Raw genomic sequence first — 22,105 nt, forward strand, 5'->3', positions numbered from 1 at the left:
GCTCCTCCCCCCTCAGTCATCGAGACGCTGCCACGCCTCGGCGAGCAGTCCCCGGGTGTCGCGCAGCAACTGCGGCATCACCTTGGTCTCGCCGACGATCGTGATGAAGTTCGCGTCGCCCATCCAGCGGGGCACGATGTGCTGGTGCAGGTGCTCGGAGAGCGACCCGCCCGCGGCATAGCCCAGGTTGAGTCCCACGTTGAAGGCGTTCGGGTTGGAGACCGCCTTGATCGTGCGGATCGTCCGCTGCGTGAAGGTCATCAGCTCGGCCGACTCGGCGGGCGTCAGATCCTCGAGGTCGGCGACCTGGCGGTACGGGACCACCATCGTGTGCCCGGGGTTGTACGGGTACAGGTTGAGCACCGCATACACCGACTCGCCGCGTGCGACGATCAGCCCGTCCTCGTCCGACATCGTCGGGATGTCGAGGAAGGGGTGCCCGGTCTTGGCCGCCGGCTGCGGGTCGGCGATGTAGGTCATCCGGTGCGGACTCCACAGCCGCTCCAGACGACCACCGACGCCGACGCCCTCGTCGCGGATCTCGCCCGGTGCCTCAGCCATCGACGGCCCCCACGGTGCCGAGCTTCGCCTCCAGGAGCTCCTTGGTCGGCGACTCGTTGCGCCGGGCGCCCACCCAGTCGGTGATCGCCGCGATCGCGGCACCCACCGGGACACCGTTGATCTGGGACCCGTCGCGGAACCGGAAGCTCACCGCATGCGCCTCGACATCGCGTTCGCCGGCGAGCAGCATGAACGGCACCTTGCCGGTGGTGTGGTTGCGGATCTTCTTCTGCATGCGGTCGTCGGAGTGGTCGACCTCGGCGCGGACACCCGCGGCACGCAGCGCGTCGACGACGCCCTGCAGGTGACCGGCGAACGCGTCGGCGACCGGGATGCCCATGACCTGGACCGGCGAGAGCCAAGCCGGGAAGGCGCCCGCGTAGTGCTCGGTGAGCACACCGAAGAACCGCTCGATGGAGCCGAACAGGGCGCGGTGGATCATCACCGGACGCTGTTTGGTGCCGTCCGGGCCGGTGTACTCCAGTTCGAACCGCTCCGGCAGGTTGAAGTCGAGCTGGATGGTCGACATCTGCCACGTGCGGCCGAGCGCATCCTTGGCCTGCACCGAGATCTTGGGGCCGTAGAACGCGGCGCCGCCCGGATCGGGCACCAGGTCGAGACCCGAGGCCTCGGCGACCTCGGCGAGCGTGTTGGTCGCCTCTTCCCACACCTCGTCGGAGCCGACGAACTTCTTCGGGTCCTTGGTCGACAGTTCGAGGTAGAAGTCGTCCAGGCCGTAGTCCTTGAGGAGACCGAGGACGAAGTTGAGGATCGACGTCAGCTCGTCGCGCATCTGCTCGCGCGTGCAGTAGATGTGCGCGTCGTCCTGCGTCATGCCGCGCACCCGGGTGAGGCCGTGGATCACGCCGGACTTCTCGTAGCGGTAGACCGACCCGAACTCGAACATGCGCAGCGGCAGTTCACGATACGAACGTCCGCGGCCCCGGAAGATCAGATTGTGCATCGGGCAGTTCATCGGCTTCAGGTAGTAGTCCTGGCCGGGCTTGCGCACCTCGCCGTTCTCGTCGATCTCGGCGTCGACGTGCATGGGCGGGAACATCCCGTCGCGGTACCAGTCGAGGTGACCGGAGACCTCGTAGAGGTGTCCCTTGGTGATGTGCGGCGTGTTGACGAACTCGTACCCGGCGGCCACGTGCCGTGCCCGTGAGTAGTCCTCCATCTCCTTGCGGATGATGCCGCCCTTGGGATGGAAGACCGGCAGGCCCGAGCCGAGCTCGTCGGGGAAGCTGAACAGGTCGAGTTCGGCGCCCAGCTTGCGGTGGTCGCGCTTCTCCGCCTCGGCGAGCAGCTCGAGATGGGTGTCGAGGGCCTCGGCGGACTCCCATGCGGTGCCGTACACCCGCTGGAGGTCGGCGTTGTCCTGGTCACCGCGCCAGTAAGCGGCCGACGACCGGGTCAACTTGAACGCGGCGATGTACTTGGTGGTCGGCACATGCGGCCCGCGGCACAGGTCGCACCAGATGCGTTCACCGGTTCGCGGATTGAGGTTGTCGTAGACGGACAGCTCTCCGCCGCCGACCTCCATGACCTCGGCGTCGTCGGCGGCACCCTTGTCGTCGATCAGTTCGAGCTTGAACGGCTCGTTCGCCAGTTCGGCGCGTGCCTCGTCCTTGGATTCATAGACGCGGCGCGAGAAACGCTGACCGGACTTGATGATCTGCTTCATCTTCTTCTCGAGGGCCTTGATGTCCTCAGGCGTGAAGGGTTCGGCGACATCGAAGTCGTAGTAGAAGCCGTCCTTGATGGGCGGTCCGATGCCCAGCTTGGCGTCGGGGAACAGATCCTGGACCGCCTGCGCGAGCACGTGCGCGCACGAATGCCGGATGACGCTGCGTCCGGCCTCGGTGTTGGCCGCCACCGGCTCGACCTCGGCGTCCTCGGCGGGCGCCCAGGACAGGTCACGAAGGTCGCCGGCGGCGTCGCGGACGACGACGATCGCCTCGGGGCCCTTGTTGGGCAGGTCGTGGTCACGGAGTGCGGTGCCCGCGGTAGTTCCAGCCGGCACACGGATCGTGGCTGGGCTGGTCACCTGGACGTCGTCGGGCACGGGACGCTCCTCGAATGGGTTCGGACACGCTGAGTTCGCGTGGAGTCGGCGGACGTTTGCGACTCCGATGGTATCCGCGTGTCATCCCGACCGGCCGTACCCCTCCTCTCCCGGCGCGCGGCGCGGCCCGGAAGGGCGATCAGGAGAAGATGGGGCTGGCGAGCCACTGGTAGTCGAGGTTCACCCATCCGGCCGCCGTGTGCAGTGCTCCCAGGAGCCAGAGCGTTCCCACGACGATGGCGAAGGTGCCGATCCAGAACACGGATTGCACCGACCAGTGCTGCCGGCCGATCCACTCCATCCAGGCGTCGTACTTCGCTCGCGCGAACTTCAGCAGGCGATGGGCCCACTCGAACTCCGACGCCAGAATCCCGAGGCCGAGGAACACGATGAGCCAGCCGGGGCCCGGGTACGGGATGGCGACGATGCCGCAGAGCAGCACGATCGTGCCGACGACGGCGACGCCGATGCGATAGATGCGATGCCAGCGCGGGTCGGAACGCACTACGTACCGGCGATGACGCGCTCGGACCCGCATGCGCTTCCACCACGACTCCGCCATGTTCCCCCTACGTCGGACCCGTCAATGTCAAAAGTCGGGTCCAGGCTACCGAAGTCCGGCGTGTACGCCCGGGCACGCGTTCATGCTGAGCAGATGGGGACGATGCGAACGGTCACTATCGACGCACGCCTGCACGACGGCGTGGTCTTCGGTCTCGATTCGGTTGATCTCGAGGCCGACTCGGCACTGCTCCGATCCACCGGGGCACTCGTCCACCGGCTGCGGGGGTTCGGCATCGCGTGCGGGGTGCACTCGTCGCATCGCGACCTGCCCGCCCTGCTCGACACCGCGGGTATGGGTGATCTGCCGGCCCTGGTCGGCCCGCCCGACCGCGGCGCCCTCCGGCACGTGGCCGGGAGCCTCGGGGTGTCACCGGCACGATGTGTTGCCGTCGAGTCCTCCACGGCCGGCGTGGCCGCGGCTCGAAGCGGCGCGTTCGCCCTGGTGATCGGCGTCGACGGCACCGCATCGGCCGACGAACTCCGGCGTCACGGTGCCGATGCCGTCCTCGAGCACCCCGCAGACATCAAAACGCGTCTCGGCGGCGCGCGGATCGCCACGATGCCGGACGCCGTCACCTACCTGGAGCATCTGAACGCCATCGCGGTCGCGCGCCGACCCGTGGTCTTCCTCGATTTCGACGGGACGCTGTCGGAGATCGTCAACGACCCGGCGGCGGCGACCCTCGTCGACGGTGCGGGCGAGGCACTGAGCCGGCTGTCGGAACTGTGCCCGGTGGCGATCATCAGCGGACGCGATCTGCCCGACATCCGGCAGCGCGTCGGCATTCCCGGTCTCTGGTACGCCGGGTGTCATGGACTCGAACTCGTCGGCCCGGACGGCGAGCATCGCGTCAACGACGTCGCGCGGGCGTCCACCTCGGAGGTGACCGCCGCGACCGCCGATCTCCGGCAGCGGTTCGCCGACTCGGCCGGAGTCCTGGTGGAATCCAAACAGTTCAGCGTCGCGGTGCACTACCGCAACGCGGCCCCCGACCTGGCCGACGAGATCGTCGCGGGAGCCCGCGAGATCGGAGTCCGGCACGGATTGCGGGCGCTTCCCGGCCGCAAGGTGCTCGAGCTGCGTCCGGATGTCGACTGGGACAAGGGCCGAGCGGTGGACTGGATACTCCATCAGGTCGGCGCGGCCGACGACGAGTCGATCCCGATCTACTTCGGCGACGATCTGCCCGACGAGGATGCGTTCGACCGGGTGGCCACCGACGGGCTCGGCGTGGTGGTGTGCGCCGACGAGAACCGCGACCGTCGCACGGCCGCGCAGTTCGCCGTCGAGTCGCCCGCGGCCGTCCCTGCGCTGCTGCGCCGGGTCGTCGACCTGGTCGCACAGGCCGCCCAACCCTCGAGCGCCTGGTCGCTGATCTACGAACACTACGACCCGGGCGCGGAGAAACTCCGGGAAGCCCTGTGCACGGTCGGGAACGGCTGTTTCGCGACGCGTGGCGCCGCGCCGGAGTCGGTGGCCGGCGCGATCCACTATCCGGGCACCTACGCCGCCGGCGTCTACAACCGGCTCAGCGACGATCTCCCGGCCGGCATGGTGGAGAACGAGAGCCTGGTCAACCTCCCGAACTGGCTGCCGCTGACCTTCCGGATCGACGACGGCGAGAACTTCGACATCGACGCGGTCGAGATCCTGGCGTTCCGTCAGATTCTCGACCTGCGCCGCGCGGTTCTGATCCGTGACATCCGATTCCGCGATGCGCACGGACGCACCACCAAGCTCCGGCAGCGTCGTTTCGTGTCGATGGACCGGCCCCATGTGTGCGCCCTGGAGACGAGCGTCCTCGCCGAGGACTGGTCGGGCCGGGTGGAGTTCTCCTCGGTTCTCGACGGGGAGGTCGCCAACACGGGGGTCGATCGCTACCGAGAACTCGCCGGCCGGCACCTGACCGCGCACGAGACCAGCGCACCCACACCGGATTCCGTGCTGCTGCGGGTGCAGACCAACCAGTCGCGGGTCCAGATCGCGATGGCGGCCCGGACCACGGTGTGGCGCGGGAACGAACAGTTGCCCGCGCACCGCGACCTCGTCTCCGACCACGGTCGGATCGGACATCTCCTCACCGTCGACGTCACCGCCGGTGAGGAGGTCGTCGTCGAGAAGGTCGTGACGCTCTACACCTCCCGCGACCGCGGCATCTCCGAGCCGGGAATGGCCGCCGCCGACGGTCTGACGCGGCTCGGACGGTTTCACGGCCTGCTCGCCGGCCACGCTCGTGCCTGTGTGCGGCTGTGGGATCTGTGCCGGATCGACCTCGAGGACCAACCCGACCCGCAGCGGGCGATCCGGTTCCACATGCTGCACATGTTGCAGGTGGTCTCGCACAACACCGTGGACACCGATGTGGGGATCCCCGCACGCGGACTGCACGGAGAGGCCTACCGCGGACACATCTTCTGGGACGAGATGTATGTCCTCCCGGTGGTCACCCCCCGACTCCCCCGCCTGGCCGAAGCGCTGCTCCGCTACCGCTACCGCCGGCTCGACGAGGCCCGGATCGCCGCCCGCGACGCCGGCCACCGCGGCGCGATGTACCCCTGGCAATCCGGCAGCGACGGCCGCGAGGAGAGCCAGAAGCTGCATCTCAACCCGCGTTCGGGCCGGTGGAATCCGGACCCGAGCGCGCGTCAGCATCACGTCGGCCTGGCGATCGCCTACAACGTCTGGCAGTACTTCCAGATCACGCACGACCTCGACTTCCTGATCGGGCCCGGCGCCGAGATGCTCGTCGAGATCGCACGCTTCTGGGCCGACCTCGCGGAGTACGACCCCGACCGCGACCGCTACGTGATCCGCGGGGTCATCGGACCCGACGAGTTCCATGCCGGCTATCCGGACGCGCCCTACGACGGGATCGACAACAACGCGTACACCAACGTCATGGCGGTGTGGGTGATCCGTCGCGCCCTCGACGCACTCGCGACGATCCCGCAGCGGGACCGCGTGAATCTGCTCGTCGACCTCGGGCTGCGGGAACCCGAGCTCGAACTGTGGCGGTCCCTCACCCGCCGGATGTTCGTGCCCTTCCACGACGGGACGATCAGCCAGTTCGAAGGCTACGACCGGCTCGAAGAACTGGACTGGGAGGCCTACCGCGCCCGCTACGGGAGCATCCAACGCCTCGACCGCATCCTCGAGGCCGAGAACGACGATGTGACCCGGTACAAGGTGTCCAAGCAGGCCGACGTCCTCATGCTGTTCTATCTGCTGTCCGCGGAGGAGCTACGGGAACTGTTGGAGGACTTGGGTTATGGGCTACCGGCCGAAATGATTCCGCACACCATCGACTACTACATGGCGCGGACCTCGCACGGTTCGACGCTGAGTTCGGTGGTCCATTCGTGGGTCCTCGCCCGAGCCGACCGCGAGCACGCGGTGAAGTTCTTCGAGCAGGTGCTCGACGCCGACATCACCGACATCCAGGGTGGCACGACGTCGGAGGGCATCCACCTGGCGGCCATGTGCGGCAGCATCGACCTGTTGCAGCGGTGCTTCACCGGCCTCGAACTCCGCAATGACCGGCTGATCCTCAATCCCCGGTGGCCGCGATCGCTGGGCGCACTGTCGTTTCGCATCTACTACCGGCGACACCGGCTGAAGCTGACCGTCAGCGGCAGCGGCGTCGAGGTGACCTCCGAGCAACGAGACGTCGACCCTATCGATGTCCAGTGTCGCGACTCGTTCGTGCAACTCGCCCCCGGACAAACGGTCGAGTTCTCATGAGATCGAGATCTCTCCGTCGCCGAACCCCGGTGAGAGTGCGCGTACTCCGCCTGGTCGTCGCCGCCGTCGTCGCGACGGTGGCCGGACTCGTCCGTGTCGCCTATGTCCGCGACCTGGTCGCAGCTCGCAAACGGATCGGGTCGACCCCCCGACACATGGTCGAGTCGCGGTTCGGTGCGATCGATTACGCGGGACGCGGCGCCGGAGACCCACTTCTCGTGAGCCACGGCATCTTTCAGGGCTGCGATGGCGGCCTGCTGTCGATGCGCGACCTGGTGGCGGACAGACGGATCATCGCGCCGTCGCGCTTCGGCTACCTGGGATCGATGATGCCCGACGGTGCCTCGGTCGCCGACCAGGCGGATGCATTCGCGGAATTGCTCGACCACCTCGGGTATCACGAGGTGGACGCCGTCGGGCTGTCGGCCGGCACGAGCGCCGCGGTCCGGTTCGCGCTTCGACATCCCGGACGGGTCCGGCATCTGGTCGTCATCTCGGGCAGTTTCCCGGGCAGTCGGACGACACGCATCCCGCCACGATGGGCTCGATCGTTCTACAACGATCCAGCGATGTGGTCGCTGAAGTACTTCGCCCGCCCGGCGTTCTTCCGCCTACTTGGTGTGCCCAGGGGTTTCCCGCGCTCCCCCGCCCAGCGCCACGTCCTGACGGAGTTGTCGAACGCGATCTTCCCCATCGGCTTACGCAGGCGGGGTGCGGTCTTCGACGCATATGTCGCCGACCCCGACATCAACACGTACCCACTCGAGGAGATCGCCGTCCCGACGCTCATCGTCCACGCCGTGGATGATCCACTGACGTCATATTCAGCGGCCGCCGAGGCGGCGTCGAGGATTCCCGGCGCGCGACTGGTCAGCCTCGACTCCGGTGGACACCTGTTGCTCGGTCAGAGCGAACGGGTGCGTCGGGAACTCGCGGACTTCCTGGCTCAGAACCCGGACGACTGATGCCGGCAAACCCGACTGCCGGCGCACACCGGGTCGAAGATCGTGCCGGGGAAGACCCAAAGGGGCCCGTGTCCCCACGGTCGCGAGTAACGTGCGCGAACACGGCCGCGTATCTTCTGAAAGCGCGACGACACACCGGTTCGAGGTGATATCGAATGTCGACCATCCGCGAGAACGCCGAAGCACCAACACTCGATCTGACCGATGTCGACGCCGCGGTCGAGAGGGCCGCGGCCGCCGCGACGGAGTTCCGCACGCTGGATCAGCAACGGGTCGACGCGATCGTCGCGGCCATGGCACGGGCCGGGGTGAGGGCCGCCGCCGAACTCGCCGCGGTGGCGATCGAGGAGACCGGCTTCGGGGTCTTCGAGGACAAGGTCGTCAAGAACTACATCGCCACGGAGTTCCTCTACGACCACCTCAAGGACAAGAAGTCGGTGGGCGTGATCGAGGAGGACGCCGAACGCGATGTCGCGCGCGTGGCCGAGCCGATCGGCGTCGTCCTCGCGATCACCCCGGTCACCAATCCCACGTCGACGGTGCTGTACAAGGCGATCATCGCGGCAAAGACCCGCAATGCCATCATCTTTCGCCCCTCACCGGTGGCGGCGCATTCCTGCGAACGGACGGTGGCGATCCTGCGCGAGGCAGCCGAGGCGGCCGGCATGCCCCCCGGCGCCCTGCAGGTGATTCCCGACGCCGCCCATGAGGTCACCCACTACCTGTTCCGGCACCGGCTCGTCGACTTCATCTGGGTCACCGGCGGACAGAAGATCGTCGCACTCGCCAACGCAGCCGGCAAACCAGGACTCGGCGTCGGACCCGGCAACGCACCGATCTACCTGCACCGAACCGCCGACATCAAGGGTGCCGTCGTCGACATCCTGATCTCCAAGACCTTCGATGCCTCCGTCATCTGCCCCGCCGAACAGACCTGCATCGTCGACGACGCGATCTACGACGCCACGGTTGCAGAGTTCCGTCGGATGGGCGCTCACCTGCTCACCGACGAGCAGGCGACGGCCATCGCCGACTTCGCCTTCGGCGACGGCGACAAGGTCAACCTCGGCGCGCTCGGCCAGCAGGCTCCCGAGTTGGCCGCCCGAGCCGGTTTCACCGTCGACCCCGCGGTGAAGGTGCTGCTGGCGCCACTTCCGTCGGATCTGGACGAGCTCGCGATCCACCCGCTGGTGCAGGAGAAGCTGATGCCCGTCCTCGGACTCGTCCGCGCCCGCGACGTGCAGCACGGGATCGACGCCGCGGTCCTGGTCACCGAGCACGGCGGCCTCGGCCACACCTCGGCCGTCTATACCGCCGACGAGTCGGTCGTCGACGCCTTCAGTGCCGCCGTACGCACCGGGCGGATTCTCGTCAACGCACCCACCGCAGTCGGGGCGCTGGGCGGGATCTACAACGACCTCGCGCCCACCTTCTCGCTGGGCTGCGGCACCTGGGGCGGGTCGAGCACCACCGAGAACGTGAACTACCTGCAGTTGCTGAACATCAAGACCGTGGCCCGTCGACGGTCCCCGTCCCAGTGGTTCCGCGTGCCCGCGAACACCTTCTTCAACGCCGGCGCACTGGACAATCTCCGCGACGTCCCGTGTACGGATGTCGTGGTCGTCACCGATGTCCTGAGCGAAGAACGCGGCGTGGTCGACGAGCTGCGTGCCCACATGCGCGCCCAACACGTCAGGGTCTTCGCCGAGGTCGAGCCGGAACCGGATGAAGCGACGATCCGTCGGGGCGTCGCGGTGCTGCAAGGTCAGCGGCCGGATCTGCTCATCGCCGTCGGAGGCGGGTCGGTGCTCGACGCCGCCAAGGCGATCCGGCTCTTCTACGAGCACCCCGAGACCGACCTTGCGGAGTTGACGCTGCCGTTCCTCGATCCCCGCAAGCGGATCGCGGAGTACCCCCAGGACCCGCACACACTGCGACTGGTCGCGATTCCCACCACCGCCGGCACCGGTTCCGAGGTGTCGCCGGCCGCAGTGCTGACCGTAGCGGGCCGCAAGGAGACCCTCGTCGATTACTCGCTCGTCCCGGACATGGCGATCGTGGACCCGACACTGACCCTTTCCATGCCGCGCACGCTGACCGTCGACACCGGCATCGATGCGCTCACCCACGCGCTGGAAGCCGTCGCCTCGATCTTCGCCTCCCCGTACACCGACGCGTTCTGCGTCCAGGCCGCCCGACTGATCTTCGATGCGCTGCCCCGTGCGTACGACGATCCGGCCGACCTCGCGGCCCGAACCGACATGGCCAACGCGGCCACTCTCGCGGGTTTGGCCTTCTCGAACGCGTTCGTGGGGACCAATCACGCTCTCGCCCATGCCGTCGGCGCCAGGTTCAATATCGCGCACGGTCGGGTCAACGGTGTGTTCCTACCGCACACTCTGCGCTACAACGCCTCCGTGCCGACCAAGTTCATGCCCGCGCCGGGCTATTCGGCGTACGTCGCGCCGGACAAGTATGCGCAACTGGGTCGGGTCGTCTTCGGCGGCCGCGAACCGGCCGAGAGCCGGCGCCGGCTGTTTCAGGGCGTGGACGATTTGCTGCGCAGGTTGGGAATGCCACGCACACTCGCCGAGATCGGCGTGCCCGAAGCCGAGTTCCTCGACGCGCTGCCACAGCTGGCGATGACCGCCTTCGGTGATCTGAGCAACCGCACCAACCCGCGGATGCCGCTGATCAGTGAGATCACCGACCTGCTCCGGCTCGGGTATTTCGGCGAGACGGGCGGGCTCGGCGCCGACGATCCCGCTACGCAACCGCGATGACGTCATCTCGTGCCGGCGTCCGCGCCTCGGCACGACGCCGCGCGACCGAGTGTCCGACCAGAGTCGCCACCACGGTGACGGCGAGCAGCAGCGGGTAGCAACCGGCGTAGATCACGGCCAGTACATGGCCGCCCACGCCCAGGCCGGGACTTCGCGGCATCATGAACAGCCCCAGCGAGATCGCGTGATCAGAAGTCAGGTAAGTCCCGCTGTCCCACCAGTGCCGCCACCAGGTGAAGGTGAGCGCGACGACACCGGTCGGGGCGAGCCAGTACCACCAGGTCTGACGCGACCAATGCCGCAGGGCGAGATCGAGGGTCACCAGCAGCAGCGGTACGCACCACACCCAGTGGTGCCCCCATGCGAACGGCGACACCGCGCACATCGTCATCCCCACGATCGTCGCGGCCAGGAGCGGCTGCGACATCCGCCGGGCGACGACCGCGGCCCACAGGCCCACTACCGCGACCACCAGTACCGCGGGCACCCACAGCCACGACGGCGCCTCGAACACCGGCCCGCCCGGTCCCGGATGGGTGAAACGCCGGACGTCGAGGTGCGCCAGCATCTGCGAACCGAAGCCGCGGACCGACTGGTTGGCAGGCGAATCGGCACGGCCGATGCGGGCGGACTCGAACAGGTGACGAGTCCAGTACGTCCGGGCATCCGACCCGATGACGAGGAATCCGATCGCGACCGTGGCGCCGAAGGTGGCGATCGCGGTGGCCGCCGCACGCCACTGCCGCGTGACGACCAGATAGAAAACCGCGAACAGCGGCATCAGCTTGAGTCCGGCGGCGATCCCGAGCGCGATCCCCCGCCACCGCGAATCGACGCGCAGGAAGACCAGGTCGGTGAGGACAAGCGCCATCACGACGAGATTGACCTGGCCGAGCCAGATGGTGGTCCGCACGGGTTCGAGCGCGGTGACCGCGATCGAGAACAGGGCGGCGAACACGATGAGGCGGGCACCCAACCGGTAGCCCAGGCTGCGCGTGCCCAGCGCCACCACCGCGACGAGTGCGGCGAAACCGGTTGCCCACCAGATGATGTCGGCGAACCCGGCACCCAGCACGGCGAGCGGCACGAAGGCGATCGCCGCGAACGGCGGATACGTGAAGTGCAGGCGCCACAGGACCGGGGCGTCGTAGAGGGGGCGCGAGTCGAGCACGGCGTCGGCGCCGGCACGGTAGACGCGGACATCGGTCGCGTTCTCGAACAGCCCGTAGAACGGATTGGTGATCGGGAAAGCGCTGATGTGCCAGGCGATCACGCCGAGAGCCGCGATCCCCGCCAGCACGATCGCCCACGTCGGGATGGAACGGGAGTGGACGGTCGGTGCTGCGGACACGCGGGCGAGACTACGCCCGAGCTGTGATCCAGATCACGAGAAACGCCGACGGTGCGCGAGTCGTTGCCGATTCGCGTCGAAACAGCACCCAGCACGCAAAAAGCCCCGCCGAGACTCGGCGGGGCTTTTCTCTGTGGTCCCGGCTGGGATCGAACCAGCGACCTTCCCGGTGTGAACGGGACGCTCTTCCACTGAGCCACGGGACCGTGTCGGGCGCCTGATGTCTGTGACAGGGGCGCCTGCGCACGAGCCAGAAGATTACACGGCTTGCGCAGAGTTCCCAAATCACGGACGTGCGCCACGTCACAGACGTCCGATTCGGCAGCCACCGGGAATCACACGCTGGGAATTCGCCGTTCGTCAAGCGTCTGACCTGCCGATTTGTAAAGTCCGGAATCGATCGCGTAAGTTTCTCTTCGCACCGCGAGCAGCAAGATCCACAAGATCGCTCGTGGGCATGCGGATGTAGCGCAGCTGGTAGCGCATCACCTTGCCAAGGTGAGGGTCGCGGGTTCGAATCCCGTCATCCGCTCGGCGCGAGTCGACCTCGCATCTGGTGGTGTGGCCGAGTGGTGAGGCAACGGCCTGCAAAGCCGTGTACACGGGTTCGATTCCCGTCGCCACCTCCACGCATCACAACTCAACACAGTCCCGCGCGATTAGCTCAGTGGGAGAGCGCTTCCCTGACACGGAAGAGGTCACAAGTTCAATCCTTGTATCGCGCACCATTGTTAGTGCAGGTCAGCCCCGGTTTACGCCGGGGCTTTCTTGTTTCGTGCGACTAGCGTGCAATTACGGTTGGCCACTCCCCCTATATCGAGAGGCCCGACGTGATACCAGACAGAACTGCATGGATAGACCGCTGCTGCAAGGCGCTGGACGAGTTCGACGAGCGTCACCTGTCCACCGAGCAGATTGCCGCGCTGACGGTGATGCTGGAGAACATCAACGCTCTGCATCAGGCAACCGCGGCGCCGGTGCTGCGCTTGGTGTAGGTGGTCGGACGCGAAGGGGCGGAGTTCAATTCCGACCCAGCGAAACGACCCCGGTTCTCCACCATGCCCAGAGGAGAACCGGGGTCGTTCTGTGTGTCCTGTCCACCATTCAGGACACGTCGAGGGACACCACCTCGACAGTTCGGGCGCCCACCTGATCTGAGCGGGCGATGATCGGCCGGACGCTGCCGTCAGGCAACGTGACGATGTCGCCGACGTCGGGCAGGTTCTCGCCGGGTTGTACGTAGATCGTCGCGGCGGCGACGAGGTCCTCACCGTTGGCGTTGCGGACGGCCTTGGCGGTGAATTGCACCCGCGCCGGAATGGTGACCGGGTCGTCGTAGATCGGTCCGAAACTGCCCCGACCGACGATCGGCCGGTAGGTCAGCCGCTGGGGGAGCAGTCGTTTCGGGATCATCGGGCACGCCTGCGGTAGCGGCCGAGGATCGCCAGCTCGGGCAACGTCCACCCGTCGATGACCTGCCGCTGTACCTCGTAGTCGCCGATCTTCTCGGCGCGCAGGTTCTCGGGGTTGGCGGCCAGGCGTGCGGTCGAGGTGAGGATGACCGTCTCGACGTCGGGCGCCGGCTGGTCACCAGAGAATCCACGACCGCGGGTGTAGGCGCGCACCTGGGCGGTGACGATCGGTAGCGCCCGTTCGGCCACGGCGGCGAGTTCGGTGTCGCCGTCGCGGCCGAGCAGGGCCACCACCTGAGAGGACTCGATCACGGCGTGGCGGTGAGGATGGTGACGGCCTTGGGCTGCAGCAGTGCCAGGTCGTAGCGGGCGACGACCCGCAACGCGACTTCGTCGGTGTCGAAGTAGCGGGAGCTGTCGACGGTGACGCTCGGGCTCATGTCGCGGGCGATGGCCACCATGCTCATATCGGCCAGTGCTGCCTTGCCGGTGGGCATCTGAGCGGTCACGGTCACCGGGACACCGAACAGCACCTCTTGGCCGGCCTGGGTGAGGTCAGGCTGCAGGATGTAGCGACCGTCGGCGTCCTTGACCTTGCGGATCGACAGGTAGTCGGCGGGGCTGAGGAACCAGCGGTTGGGCTTGACCTCGTTGGCGCGGGCGATGCCGATGCCGTCGAGCAGGCTGTCAGGCTCGTCGGCATCGAGGGTGCCGGTCGCGACGCCGCTCTGATTGAGCAGACCGCGGATGGTGTTGGAGGTACCGGTGCCGGTGAACAGGGCGACGTCGAGCGCCTTGGCGGTATCAGTTACCAAGCGCTGCTTGAGGATTGCGTCGAGAGCCTGGGCCGACGAGCGGAGCACCTCGGAGGTGACTCGGCTGATGACCTTGAGGCTCTTGAGCGTCGAGGGCAGCATCGACACTTCGTCGAGGCCGACCGAGCTTTCGGGGATCGCAGCACCCTCGGCGACGAATCCGACGGTCAGGCCGGAGGCGATACGCGGGATGCGGATCGGGCCGTTGGTGTCGATGACCTTCGGGCCGGAGGCGAGGAACACGGACTCGCTCTCGAGGGGCTGGACGAGTAGCTGCTGAATTTGCGTCTGCTGCAACGTGGACAGGGTGGCGGTGGTCTGGGTGGCCATATGGGGCTCCTACGTGAGTGTTGGGGATTCACGTCGAGCGCCCGGCTCGCAACGTCTCTTAGACAGGCATCTGGCCTGCACCCATGATGACAGGATGCAGGCCAGATGACAACGGTTGTCGTTAGTCCTTGACGGACGCGCGAGGATCATTGCTGCGCGGGCGCCGCCTTGGGCCACCATTTCCTGACGCCGGGAAATGGACTAAGTCAGGCTCGGCCTTGCATGATGCCGAGCAGGTCGACACCGGTGGTGGTGCCGGACTCACCTTGCCCCACGGCACCGACAACCCGGCGGGCCTTCAGATGCGGCTTGGCCGAAAGCAACTGATCGATGGACACGGCCAGCTTGTCCGGGTCGTCGAGGTGGTCGGGATCGAACGGCATGTCGGTGGGGTCGGCGAGTTTGCCGGTGGCGCGGACGAGTTCAGTGTGGAGCCTCTTGGCGAGGTCGTCGGCGGCCTTGGCGCGGGTGCGGTAGTCGGCGTTCTCCTTGCGGAGGTCTTCGACGTAGGCCCGCGGGAACGTGTCGGGCTCAGGCTCCGGCGTCGGATCGTTCTCGGTTGGCTCGTCGGGTTGCTGCGCCTCGCTGGGCTGCGGCTGATCGTCGGGCTCGGGCTGAGTCGGGGTCTGCGGCGTCTCGTTCTCGGCGGGTGGCTGCTGCTCGTCGAGCTGCTGCGGATCGTTGGGCATCGGAGTTCTCCTTCTCGGTGGGTGTTGCCGGCGCCTGAGTGCAGGAACAGCCGGTGTGGTGCCACATGGGCGTCTCGATGGGTAGGACGGTGCCGGCGAGGTTGCGGCAGGCAGGACAGGCGCCGGAGTTCGGTACGCGCTTCCAGAACTGCACCTCGTGACGATGCAGGCCGGAGGCGTAGGATTCGCGGGCCGTCTCCAGCGTCCGGCCGCGGGCGGCGGTGTCGAGTTTGGTACGCGGGTCGGGGTCGTCGAGGGCCTCCCGAATCAGGTTGTGCAACAGTGATTTCGGCGGGTTCGGTGCGGGTACGCCGACCGGTAGGGCCACCGTGCGCAGTTGCGCGGTCAGTACTGCGGCGACGCCGACGTCGGCCAGGGTGGCGGCGCGGTGGTCGTTGAGCGTGAGCGCGGTCGTGGCCAGCTCGACGAACATCTCCTCGGTCAGCTCACCGGCCAGGAACCGGTCGTAGAGTGCCTGCACCGCCTCGCTGGTCGACTGCGCCAGCGCGGTCACCCGGTCGGCGTAGGCGTTCACCGGGGCGCCTCAGACGGCAGCAGGCTGGTGACGTCGGCGCCGGCGGAGTCCATAGCCTCAAGCCGGGTCGCGGTACGAATCTCGACGATGTCGGAGTCGGAGTAGCCCAGCCGCTTGAGCGCGTAGGTCGCCGGCAGGAGACCGGCCTGGTGCAGCTTGACGACCGCGTCGGCCTCCTGGGCGATCGACCGGGTGCTCGGGTCGGCCCACTGCACCGACGCCTGCACCTCAGCCGGATCGACGCCGTCACGGACTGCGACGATCAGCCGCGCCACCTGCTCCCAGGCGCGACCGAACAGCGCCTGCTTGGCTTCAGCGCGGGCGGTGAGCGCGGCCTCAGCGGCGCGCATCGCGTCAGCGCTGGCCGGGTTCGCCGAGGTGATGCCGACGTAGTGCGCCGGTAGCGCGCTGACGGCCATGATCTGAGTGAGCAGCGCCTCGATGCTCGACGAGTACGCCGTCAGACCGGACGCTTCGAGCTGACCGAACTTCGCCTCGGCCTGTTCGGCGATCATCATCCGGTTGGTCTCTTCTGGATACGGCGATGTCTCTTCGACGACCGGTACGCCGTCCTCGTCGAGGACCGGGTTGCCCTCGTCGTCAACGACAGGTTCCTCGACGAGTTCGACACCGGTGGCCCAACGGCGGGGGCGGGCGTAGAACTCGGAGCCGACCATCATGTCGGCGAGAATCTTGTTGAGCGCATCGCTGAGCGGGATCAGGTCGGCGATCTCGGAGACCGGGTCGCCGAGGATGCGGTCGGTGTTGGCCAGCCGCACCACCGGCACCACGCCGAGCGGATTGTCGAGCACCTCGACCGTCTCGAATCCTGCCGTCGTCGCGCCGACGTTGTTGGCACGCAGCCGGGTCACCTTGTTGGCCTCGAAAATCGTTGCCTCGGTAGTGGTGTCAGTAGTCCACCGTTTACAGGCGGCGACGATCTGTCGGGTACCGGGATCGACGACCACGCTCATCTGATGCGCCGACTCGATGGACACCTGGGGTCGGCCCTGGGCGTCGGCCCACACCACGACGTAGTTGGCGCCGAGTAGCAGCGCTTCGCGGTGAGCGACCGGGGCGAGCTGGTCGAGGTCGTTGCGCAGCCAGTCGTCCCAGACGTCGGCGCCGGTGAATCCGGTAACGCGCAACCGTTCGGCGATCGAGGTCACCGACAGACGACACAGATTCGAGGCGATTCGACCGAACCTGTCTCCCAACGCTTTACGGGCCTCAGGGGCCAGGAACGCCAGCGGCTGTTCGCCGACGTAGTAGCGGTCCAGCACCGCGTAGCGGGCGGCAGGTGCGTCGATGCGTTGCAGCAGGGTGGTGTGCAGAGCGTTGGTCATGATGGGAAACTCCTTGCCCTCTTCCGAGGTTTGTTGGTGTGAAACGCGGCCCGGTCCAGAGCCACGATTGCCGCGACCGCGGCGTCGATCTTGTTCTTGCTGCCCTTCTTGTCTTTGCTGACCAGGTCGCCCGCCGGCGTCGACTTGGCCACGCAGTTGCCCAGATGCTGGGCCAGACGCTCGTCGGCGTCGTGAGACACGGTCTTGTCGACCACCGCCTGATAGAAGCGATCGGTCGCCGGGGCCATGCGAGCGGCGTTAGCGGTGTTCCATTCCAGGACCCGACGCTGACCGTGCCGGGTGGCCCATGCCTCGATCTCCGAGCGCCACCCCCACGGGTCCGCGGCCAACTCGACCACGTCGTACTGATCGAACGCGCGGGCCACCGCGACGTCGACCTCACCGCGCGGCACACGCCACCGCGGATCGCCGGGGTTCTCCCACATGCCGACGGTGAACAGAAACGGCTTAGGGCCGATCGTGCAGCCAATGAGCGCCGTCGAGTCCCCCGACGCCGACCCGTCGAACGCCAGCACCACCTTGTCGCGTCGGCCCACCGTGCGCTCGGCGTCGGCCAGCGGCTCCCACGCACCCCACGGCAACCACCTGTCCACCTGCCCCACCCACTGACCGAGTCGGAGCTGACGAAACACCGGCTCACGCAACGTGCGTCGCGCCGCGGCCATACCGTCCTCGGCGAGAAACAGGCCCATCGCCGGGTTCGCGATGCGCCACGCCTCGCGGTCGTCGATGTCGCAGCCCTCCGGCGCCGCGAACTCTCGCAGATAGAACGCCGGGTCGTCGTTGGTGCGACCGTGCTGCACCAACCGCCACATCACCGACTCGATACTGGTCGCCGGCGTCGAGATGGCCAGCGTCGTCGACACCGGCCGCTTGCCGACCATCGAGGTGACCGCTTCCCACACTTCCTCGGTCACCACATGCAGCTCGTCGACGATCAGCAGCGTCGGGTCCCAGCCATGCAGCGCAGCCGGATCGGCCGGCAACGGCTGCAACAGGCCTCCGTTGTGCGGGGTCTGGAGCTTGTCGGCGTAAATGTGACAACGCTCTGAGAGCGCCGGACTCATCTCCACCATGCGGCGTGCCACCCGCAACGTGATGTTGGCCTGACGCTGATCTGAGGCCACCACAAGCACCTCGGGAGACTCACCACCGACGAACAGCTCGGCGACACCCACCATCGCGGCCAAGCCGGTCTTACCGTTGGCGCGGGCGATGCTCACCAACGCCTGACGGATACCGTCAGCGAACGCGCCGTCGATGATCTCGCGCTGAAAGTCCGGCAGGCGCACCGGCTCACCGGCACCCACACCCTTGGGGATCACCAGGAACTCCTCAATGAACCGAGCGATGCGGGCCGCCCGCTCCGCCGGGTAGTCGCTCAGATCGAGCGGGTCCACCGTGATCTGCTGCTTGACGCCGGCCTTCATGCCGCACCACCCGCCATTGGGTACCCCCCGGGGGTGTGAGAGCGACATCCCGACTCCCCCCGTCGGCTCCCACCCCCCGGCGCAGGGGGCACCCCCCTGGGGTCTGAGCGGGCCGCTGACGGCCTCGCGGGGCCTCTGCGGGAGTTGCATCGGCGGCACACGACGTCGATGTCACAGAGCCGTACAGGCTTGCCGGCATCGTGGCGTCGCCATGCCTCGGGCGAATGGTCGGCGGTCAGGTCGTCGCGGGTGCCGCAGTCGGAACAGAACGGTTGCAGACGTCGGGCACGTTTCGAGAGCCGGTCCCAAGCCGTCGTATAGCCGGCGCGGCGGGACGGGCGGGACTCGGGCGTACGGGCGACCGCACGGTGGCTGACGGTGTGCTCGGCGCACCTGGTGCCCTCGGCGGGTTCGCCGCACTCGACACACGGACGCATGAGGCCCATCACTGGGCGCCGTCCTCGTCGGCGAGCGCCATGAGGCGCAACCACGCCGGAAGCTCCACCGGCACCTTGTGGAAGCGGCGGCAGTCGTCGGCAAAGGCGATGGTGATGGAGCAGCCTGCGAGCCACATGTCGATGCGTTCGACGTCGGTCAGGCTTTTCATGTAGGCGAAGGCATCGCGTCGCCTGCCCTCGGCGACAAGGGCACACACGGTCACGTAGTGGTTGATGCTCTCGCGGTGGTCGAGGTCGTCGAGGTTGGTCGGCTCAGTCATCGGTCATCCCCTTGATGGCGTGGTTGTAGTGGTCGAGCACGGCAGTCAGGTAGGCCAGCTGTGCGTCGTTGAGGCGGTCGTGGTTGATGCGCGCGGCCAGGCCGTAGAGCCGGGTCACCAGGCGTCGGCGGGTGCGGGGCCGTGACTCGGTCATGCGCTGCCCCTCTCGCAGCGCCGGGTGTACTCCGACTCCGACTCGGTGATGTGGTCGAGGCGGTCGCGAGTTTCGGGTGCGAGGTCGTCACGCTCGTCACGGAGGTAGATCAGCGCGACCAAGCCATAGGGGAGTCGACGAACCTCAGAGGCCGTCATGTCATCCACACACGGTCTGTCACCCCCTAAAGGGGGGTGATGTGACATGACACCGTCACCGGCGCTGTGACATTCCGTGACACGTGACAGATCGGTCATGCCCTGCCCTCCTTGTAGAAGGGCTGTTTGTCGGTGCCGACGTTGACCAGCCGACCGGCTTCTACCAGCTCAGATACGCCTTTGTAGAACGACGCGGGCGGCATCTCAGCCACCGCCCGAAGCTCCGACTTGCTGGCGCCCGTGGCCGCGAAAGATGACAAAAACGATGACATGACCCTGTCGGCACACGACCCCCATGTCATGGGGGTGTGACACGTGATCGCCGCCGATGTCGTGCCCATGATCGGCTCGACCTTCAGCCGGTGTCGGTCCTCGGCGGGGCCGTCCTTTCGCTTCTCCCGAATGAGGTCGATTGCCCCGCCATCGGTGGTCACCTGGTAGACCGTGTCCACGCCTGCCTCGAACGCAGACGAGCCGCGCAGTGTCTTCGCGTCCTTGCCGGTGTGGTGGACGCCGAGGACCACGCCTCGGCCGCCCGGTGTGGCTTGGCGAATCTTCGTCATGGCGTCGATGACGACGCCGGCGTCCTTGGCGCTGTTCTCGTCGCCGCCAACCATGCACCGCGCCAACGTGTCGAGCACGATGAGGCCGAATGACCCCCACTCGACGAGGTGGCACAGCTCGGCGACTTGCACTCCGTTGGTGAGGTTCACCGGCTCGGGCAACACGGTCAGGTCATCGGCGTCGATGTCGCGTTTCCAGGCGTGTTCCCACGCGTCCACGCGTCCCTTGAGTCCGAAAGCGCCCTCCGCTGCGACGTAGAGGACTCGGCGTCGTGCGACCGGCCTGCCCTGCCAGTTGCGGCCGGTGGCGACGTTGGCGGCCCAGTCGAGCGCGATGAAGCTCTTTCCGGTGCCCCACTTGCCGTACAGCAGCACCGTGGTGCCCTGGTCGAGCGTGTCGTGGATGAGTGGCTCCGGATTGGGCAGGGCACGCAAGTCGGTGCGGGAGAGCACTTTCGTGGCCAGGCGCGGCGTGTCCGCGGCAGCCGGGGGTGTCGGGTCGTCAGCCGGTGGTACCCCGCGGGGGTTCCTTGCCCCATAGTCCAGGCCGCGGTCGATCTGCCGTTGCACAGCGGCAGGGCCGTCGTCGGCGAGGTAGCCGTTGCGTTCGGCGGCCTGAGTCAGCTCTCGCCGGATCTCCGTCTCGTTGAGACCGGTTCCCGCCATCAGCGATCCGAGCTTGATCGCCGCCTCGTAGAGTCGATTCTGTCGGTTGCCGTCGGCCGTGTTGGCCAGGATGCGGGCCTCGTCGCGCAACGCGGTGCTGACATAGGCCTTCTGCCGTGTGTCGAGAGGCTCTCCACTCCACGGCTGCACCGGCGGGCGCTGCGTCTTCGCAGCAACCTTGGCAGCGTGCATGCCGACGAGTACCTCGATGGCTTCGTCGCCTTCGGCGAGTGCGTCGTCGAGGCCATCAGCACCGACCACGTAACCCATTCCGTCGTACTTGGGCCGCCGGGTGCCAGGAGCGTAAACGTTGCAGCCGTTGGCCTGCAGGTCGACATGTGTGCGGTCGAAACCGTGAGGGGTGAACTTGCGTAGGTCAGGGTGGCCGGCGAGGTAGAAGTGCCGGCCACCCGATGGTGTGAATACCTCACCGAACACGCGAATATCGTTGTCGGCGAGAAACTGTCGTGCCTGTTCGATGTCAGCACCGTTCTTGGTATCGACATCGAGAACGGTCAACGTCTCGCCACACACCGCATTGACCGACCATCCCGGCCGCCATCGGCTGAGACGTTCGGCGTTGCCGTCTGCGGTGTAGTGCTGCCAGCCGGTGTCGCCGGACCAGGTGAACTCGTCGTCGCCAGGCGGCAGGCAGAATACTGGGATGCCGAGCGCGTCGAGCTGCCATGCGAATGCGAGGTCGGTAGAATGACCACTGTCGGATTGCTTGGTGGCGACTGACTTGGAGAGGTCCTCGTGTGGTGCGGGGGCCTCTTCGCTGTTCGGGGGCCTCAAGCTGCACCGCCAAATGGCTGCATCGAGGCATCAATCTCGTTGAGGTCCAGGCGGATCAGACGACCGTTGCGGTAGCCACGCAACCGGCCATCTGCGATCATCTGCCGAACGGTGCGGTCAGTGACGCCGAGGTAGTGGGCGGATTCTTTGATCGTCGCGTAGCGACGACGAGGAAGGGTGGAAGACATGCGACTGGCTCCATGAACGATGAGGGTTCTATTCCTGATCGCCCGCCACCACTGGAGCTCCCGTCACCCGAATGCTAGGGCCAGTGCGTCGCTAGACTCTGTCTTCAGTTATCGGCATCAAAGCGCCCTATGCGCCCCCTTACGGGGACCTGGCTGCACGGTAGGCCGGTCGGGTCAGCGCCGGTGAGTTCCTACCCTCCAGGCCGGACTAGGTCCGGACTTCTTGCGGTAGAGAATAGCAAACATTTCCG

General features: G+C 67.1%; 19 protein-coding genes and 4 tRNA genes. 7 read left to right on the top strand and 16 right to left on the bottom strand.

The window, feature by feature from the left end:
* Positions 1 to 12 precede the first annotated feature (12 nt).
* The 3 genes from PWF70_RS13405 to PWF70_RS13415 all read right to left on the bottom strand — a co-directional run bounded on the left by PWF70_RS13405 (position 13) and on the right by PWF70_RS13415 (position 3,191).
* Complete coding sequence (locus tag PWF70_RS13405; protein WP_035751428.1) at positions 13 to 561, bottom strand: ATP adenylyltransferase; 549 nt, start codon at positions 559 to 561, stop codon at positions 13 to 15.
* A complete protein-coding gene (gene thrS, locus PWF70_RS13410; protein ID WP_035751426.1) occupies positions 554 to 2,629 on the bottom strand; it encodes a threonine--tRNA ligase in 2,076 nt (691 codons plus the stop codon). Before thrS ends, PWF70_RS13405 begins: the two co-directional genes overlap by 8 nt.
* A 139-nt stretch (positions 2,630 to 2,768) precedes the next feature.
* Complete coding sequence (locus PWF70_RS13415; protein ID WP_035751424.1) at positions 2,769 to 3,191, bottom strand: TIGR02611 family protein; 423 nt, start codon at positions 3,189 to 3,191, stop codon at positions 2,769 to 2,771.
* A 93-nt stretch (positions 3,192 to 3,284) separates the two neighbouring features.
* Here PWF70_RS13415 and otsB point away from each other — a divergent pair, with 93 nt between their 5' ends.
* The 3 genes from otsB (at position 3,285) to adhE (ending at position 10,683) form a co-directional block, all read left to right on the top strand.
* Positions 3,285 to 6,935, top strand: coding sequence for a trehalose-phosphatase (gene otsB / locus PWF70_RS13420; RefSeq protein ID WP_035751422.1), 3,651 nt, complete (start codon positions 3,285 to 3,287; stop codon positions 6,933 to 6,935).
* 35 nt (positions 6,936 to 6,970) lie between these two features.
* Positions 6,971 to 7,900 carry an alpha/beta fold hydrolase gene (locus PWF70_RS13425; RefSeq protein WP_035751420.1) on the top strand — a complete coding sequence of 310 codons (930 nt, stop codon included), beginning with the start codon at positions 6,971 to 6,973 and terminating at the stop codon, positions 7,898 to 7,900.
* Between the two features lie 155 nt (positions 7,901 to 8,055).
* On the top strand, positions 8,056 to 10,683 hold the full coding sequence (gene adhE / locus PWF70_RS13430; protein WP_155225318.1) for a bifunctional acetaldehyde-CoA/alcohol dehydrogenase: 2,628 nt from the start codon (positions 8,056 to 8,058) through the stop codon (positions 10,681 to 10,683).
* On the opposite strand, the gene PWF70_RS13435 is transcribed toward adhE, so the two are convergent.
* Both PWF70_RS13435 and PWF70_RS13440 read right to left on the bottom strand, forming a co-directional pair.
* Positions 10,667 to 12,034 carry a glycosyltransferase 87 family protein gene (locus PWF70_RS13435; protein ID WP_230461797.1) on the bottom strand — a complete coding sequence of 456 codons (1,368 nt, stop codon included), beginning with the start codon at positions 12,032 to 12,034 and terminating at the stop codon, positions 10,667 to 10,669. The two genes, adhE and PWF70_RS13435, sit on opposite strands and share 17 nt — an antisense overlap.
* A gap of 134 nt (positions 12,035 to 12,168) precedes the next feature.
* A tRNA-Val gene (locus tag PWF70_RS13440) sits at positions 12,169 to 12,240 on the bottom strand.
* Positions 12,241 to 12,493: 253 nt separating this feature from the next.
* Here PWF70_RS13440 and PWF70_RS13445 point away from each other — a divergent pair.
* The 4 genes from PWF70_RS13445 to PWF70_RS13460 all read left to right on the top strand — a co-directional run bounded on the left by PWF70_RS13445 (position 12,494) and on the right by PWF70_RS13460 (position 13,029).
* Positions 12,494 to 12,566, top strand: a tRNA-Gly gene (locus PWF70_RS13445).
* 23 nt (positions 12,567 to 12,589) lie between these two features.
* Positions 12,590 to 12,663, top strand: a tRNA-Cys gene (locus PWF70_RS13450).
* A gap of 24 nt (positions 12,664 to 12,687) precedes the next feature.
* A tRNA-Val gene (locus PWF70_RS13455) sits at positions 12,688 to 12,762 on the top strand.
* A 102-nt stretch (positions 12,763 to 12,864) separates the two neighbouring features.
* Complete coding sequence (locus tag PWF70_RS13460; RefSeq protein ID WP_286352635.1) at positions 12,865 to 13,029, top strand: hypothetical protein; 165 nt, start codon at positions 12,865 to 12,867, stop codon at positions 13,027 to 13,029.
* Between the two features lie 109 nt (positions 13,030 to 13,138).
* On the opposite strand, the gene PWF70_RS13465 is transcribed toward PWF70_RS13460, so the two are convergent.
* The 11 genes from PWF70_RS13465 to PWF70_RS13515 all read right to left on the bottom strand — a co-directional run bounded on the left by PWF70_RS13465 (position 13,139) and on the right by PWF70_RS13515 (position 21,854).
* Positions 13,139 to 13,447: a hypothetical protein gene (locus PWF70_RS13465; protein ID WP_096274462.1), complete on the bottom strand. Its 309-nt coding sequence runs from the start codon at positions 13,445 to 13,447 to the stop codon at positions 13,139 to 13,141.
* Positions 13,444 to 13,758: a hypothetical protein gene (locus tag PWF70_RS13470; RefSeq protein ID WP_024497268.1), complete on the bottom strand. Its 315-nt coding sequence runs from the start codon at positions 13,756 to 13,758 to the stop codon at positions 13,444 to 13,446. Before PWF70_RS13470 ends, PWF70_RS13465 begins: the two co-directional genes overlap by 4 nt.
* Positions 13,755 to 14,591 carry a phage major capsid protein gene (locus PWF70_RS13475; protein ID WP_286352636.1) on the bottom strand — a complete coding sequence of 279 codons (837 nt, stop codon included), beginning with the start codon at positions 14,589 to 14,591 and terminating at the stop codon, positions 13,755 to 13,757. Before PWF70_RS13475 ends, PWF70_RS13470 begins: the two co-directional genes overlap by 4 nt.
* A gap of 206 nt (positions 14,592 to 14,797) precedes the next feature.
* Positions 14,798 to 15,280: a hypothetical protein gene (locus tag PWF70_RS13480; RefSeq protein ID WP_286352637.1), complete on the bottom strand. Its 483-nt coding sequence runs from the start codon at positions 15,278 to 15,280 to the stop codon at positions 14,798 to 14,800.
* 531 nt (positions 15,281 to 15,811) lie between these two features.
* A complete protein-coding gene (locus tag PWF70_RS13485) occupies positions 15,812 to 17,161 on the bottom strand; it encodes a phage portal protein (protein ID WP_286352638.1) in 1,350 nt (449 codons plus the stop codon).
* The gene (locus PWF70_RS13490; protein ID WP_286352639.1) at positions 17,158 to 18,612 is read right to left on the bottom strand and encodes a terminase large subunit domain-containing protein; all 1,455 of its coding nucleotides are present in this window, start codon (positions 18,610 to 18,612) and stop codon (positions 17,158 to 17,160) included. The genes PWF70_RS13485 and PWF70_RS13490 overlap by 4 nt, the downstream gene beginning before the upstream one ends.
* A 445-nt stretch (positions 18,613 to 19,057) precedes the next feature.
* Positions 19,058 to 19,330, bottom strand: a complete 273-nt coding sequence (locus tag PWF70_RS13495) for a hypothetical protein (protein ID WP_286352640.1) — start codon at positions 19,328 to 19,330, stop codon at positions 19,058 to 19,060.
* Positions 19,323 to 19,484 (bottom strand): hypothetical protein, encoded by a 162-nt coding sequence (locus tag PWF70_RS13500; protein ID WP_286352641.1) that lies wholly within the window; start codon positions 19,482 to 19,484, stop codon positions 19,323 to 19,325. The genes PWF70_RS13495 and PWF70_RS13500 overlap by 8 nt, the downstream gene beginning before the upstream one ends.
* Positions 19,481 to 19,642: a hypothetical protein gene (locus tag PWF70_RS13505; protein ID WP_286352642.1), complete on the bottom strand. Its 162-nt coding sequence runs from the start codon at positions 19,640 to 19,642 to the stop codon at positions 19,481 to 19,483. The genes PWF70_RS13500 and PWF70_RS13505 overlap by 4 nt, the downstream gene beginning before the upstream one ends.
* A 95-nt stretch (positions 19,643 to 19,737) precedes the next feature.
* Positions 19,738 to 21,666: an AAA family ATPase gene (locus PWF70_RS13510; RefSeq protein WP_286352643.1), complete on the bottom strand. Its 1,929-nt coding sequence runs from the start codon at positions 21,664 to 21,666 to the stop codon at positions 19,738 to 19,740.
* Positions 21,663 to 21,854 carry an excisionase family DNA-binding protein gene (locus PWF70_RS13515; RefSeq protein ID WP_286352644.1) on the bottom strand — a complete coding sequence of 64 codons (192 nt, stop codon included), beginning with the start codon at positions 21,852 to 21,854 and terminating at the stop codon, positions 21,663 to 21,665. Before PWF70_RS13515 ends, PWF70_RS13510 begins: the two co-directional genes overlap by 4 nt.
* Between the last annotated feature and the right edge of the window lie 251 nt (positions 21,855 to 22,105).

Origin of the sequence: Gordonia sp. Swx-4 (assembly GCF_030316175.1) — a bacterium.
GTDB lineage: Bacteria > Actinomycetota > Actinomycetes > Mycobacteriales > Mycobacteriaceae > Gordonia > Gordonia alkanivorans.

What these genes read in the sequence shown, in the direction of transcription:
- PWF70_RS13490 (WP_286352639.1), bottom strand. Translation starts at nt 18,612, where the DNA reads ATGAAGGCCGGCGTCAAGCAGCAGATCACGGTGGACCCGCTCGATCTG.
- PWF70_RS13485 (WP_286352638.1), bottom strand. Translation starts at nt 17,161, where the DNA reads ATGACCAACGCTCTGCACACCACCCTGCTGCAACGCATCGACGCACCT.
- PWF70_RS13500 (WP_286352641.1), bottom strand. Translation starts at nt 19,484, where the DNA reads ATGACCGAGTCACGGCCCCGCACCCGCCGACGCCTGGTGACCCGGCTC.
- PWF70_RS13415 (WP_035751424.1), bottom strand. Translation starts at nt 3,191, where the DNA reads ATGGCGGAGTCGTGGTGGAAGCGCATGCGGGTCCGAGCGCGTCATCGC.
- PWF70_RS13405 (WP_035751428.1), bottom strand. Translation starts at nt 561, where the DNA reads ATGGCTGAGGCACCGGGCGAGATCCGCGACGAGGGCGTCGGCGTCGGT.
- PWF70_RS13480 (WP_286352637.1), bottom strand. Translation starts at nt 15,280, where the DNA reads ATGCCCAACGATCCGCAGCAGCTCGACGAGCAGCAGCCACCCGCCGAG.
- PWF70_RS13495 (WP_286352640.1), bottom strand. Translation starts at nt 19,330, where the DNA reads ATGACTGAGCCGACCAACCTCGACGACCTCGACCACCGCGAGAGCATC.
- PWF70_RS13475 (WP_286352636.1), bottom strand. Translation starts at nt 14,591, where the DNA reads ATGGCCACCCAGACCACCGCCACCCTGTCCACGTTGCAGCAGACGCAA.
- PWF70_RS13505 (WP_286352642.1), bottom strand. Translation starts at nt 19,642, where the DNA reads ATGACGGCCTCTGAGGTTCGTCGACTCCCCTATGGCTTGGTCGCGCTG.
- otsB (WP_035751422.1), top strand. Translation starts at nt 3,285, where the DNA reads ATGGGGACGATGCGAACGGTCACTATCGACGCACGCCTGCACGACGGC.
- adhE (WP_155225318.1), top strand. Translation starts at nt 8,056, where the DNA reads ATGTCGACCATCCGCGAGAACGCCGAAGCACCAACACTCGATCTGACC.
- PWF70_RS13515 (WP_286352644.1), bottom strand. Translation starts at nt 21,854, where the DNA reads ATGTCTTCCACCCTTCCTCGTCGTCGCTACGCGACGATCAAAGAATCC.
- PWF70_RS13465 (WP_096274462.1), bottom strand. Translation starts at nt 13,447, where the DNA reads ATGATCCCGAAACGACTGCTCCCCCAGCGGCTGACCTACCGGCCGATC.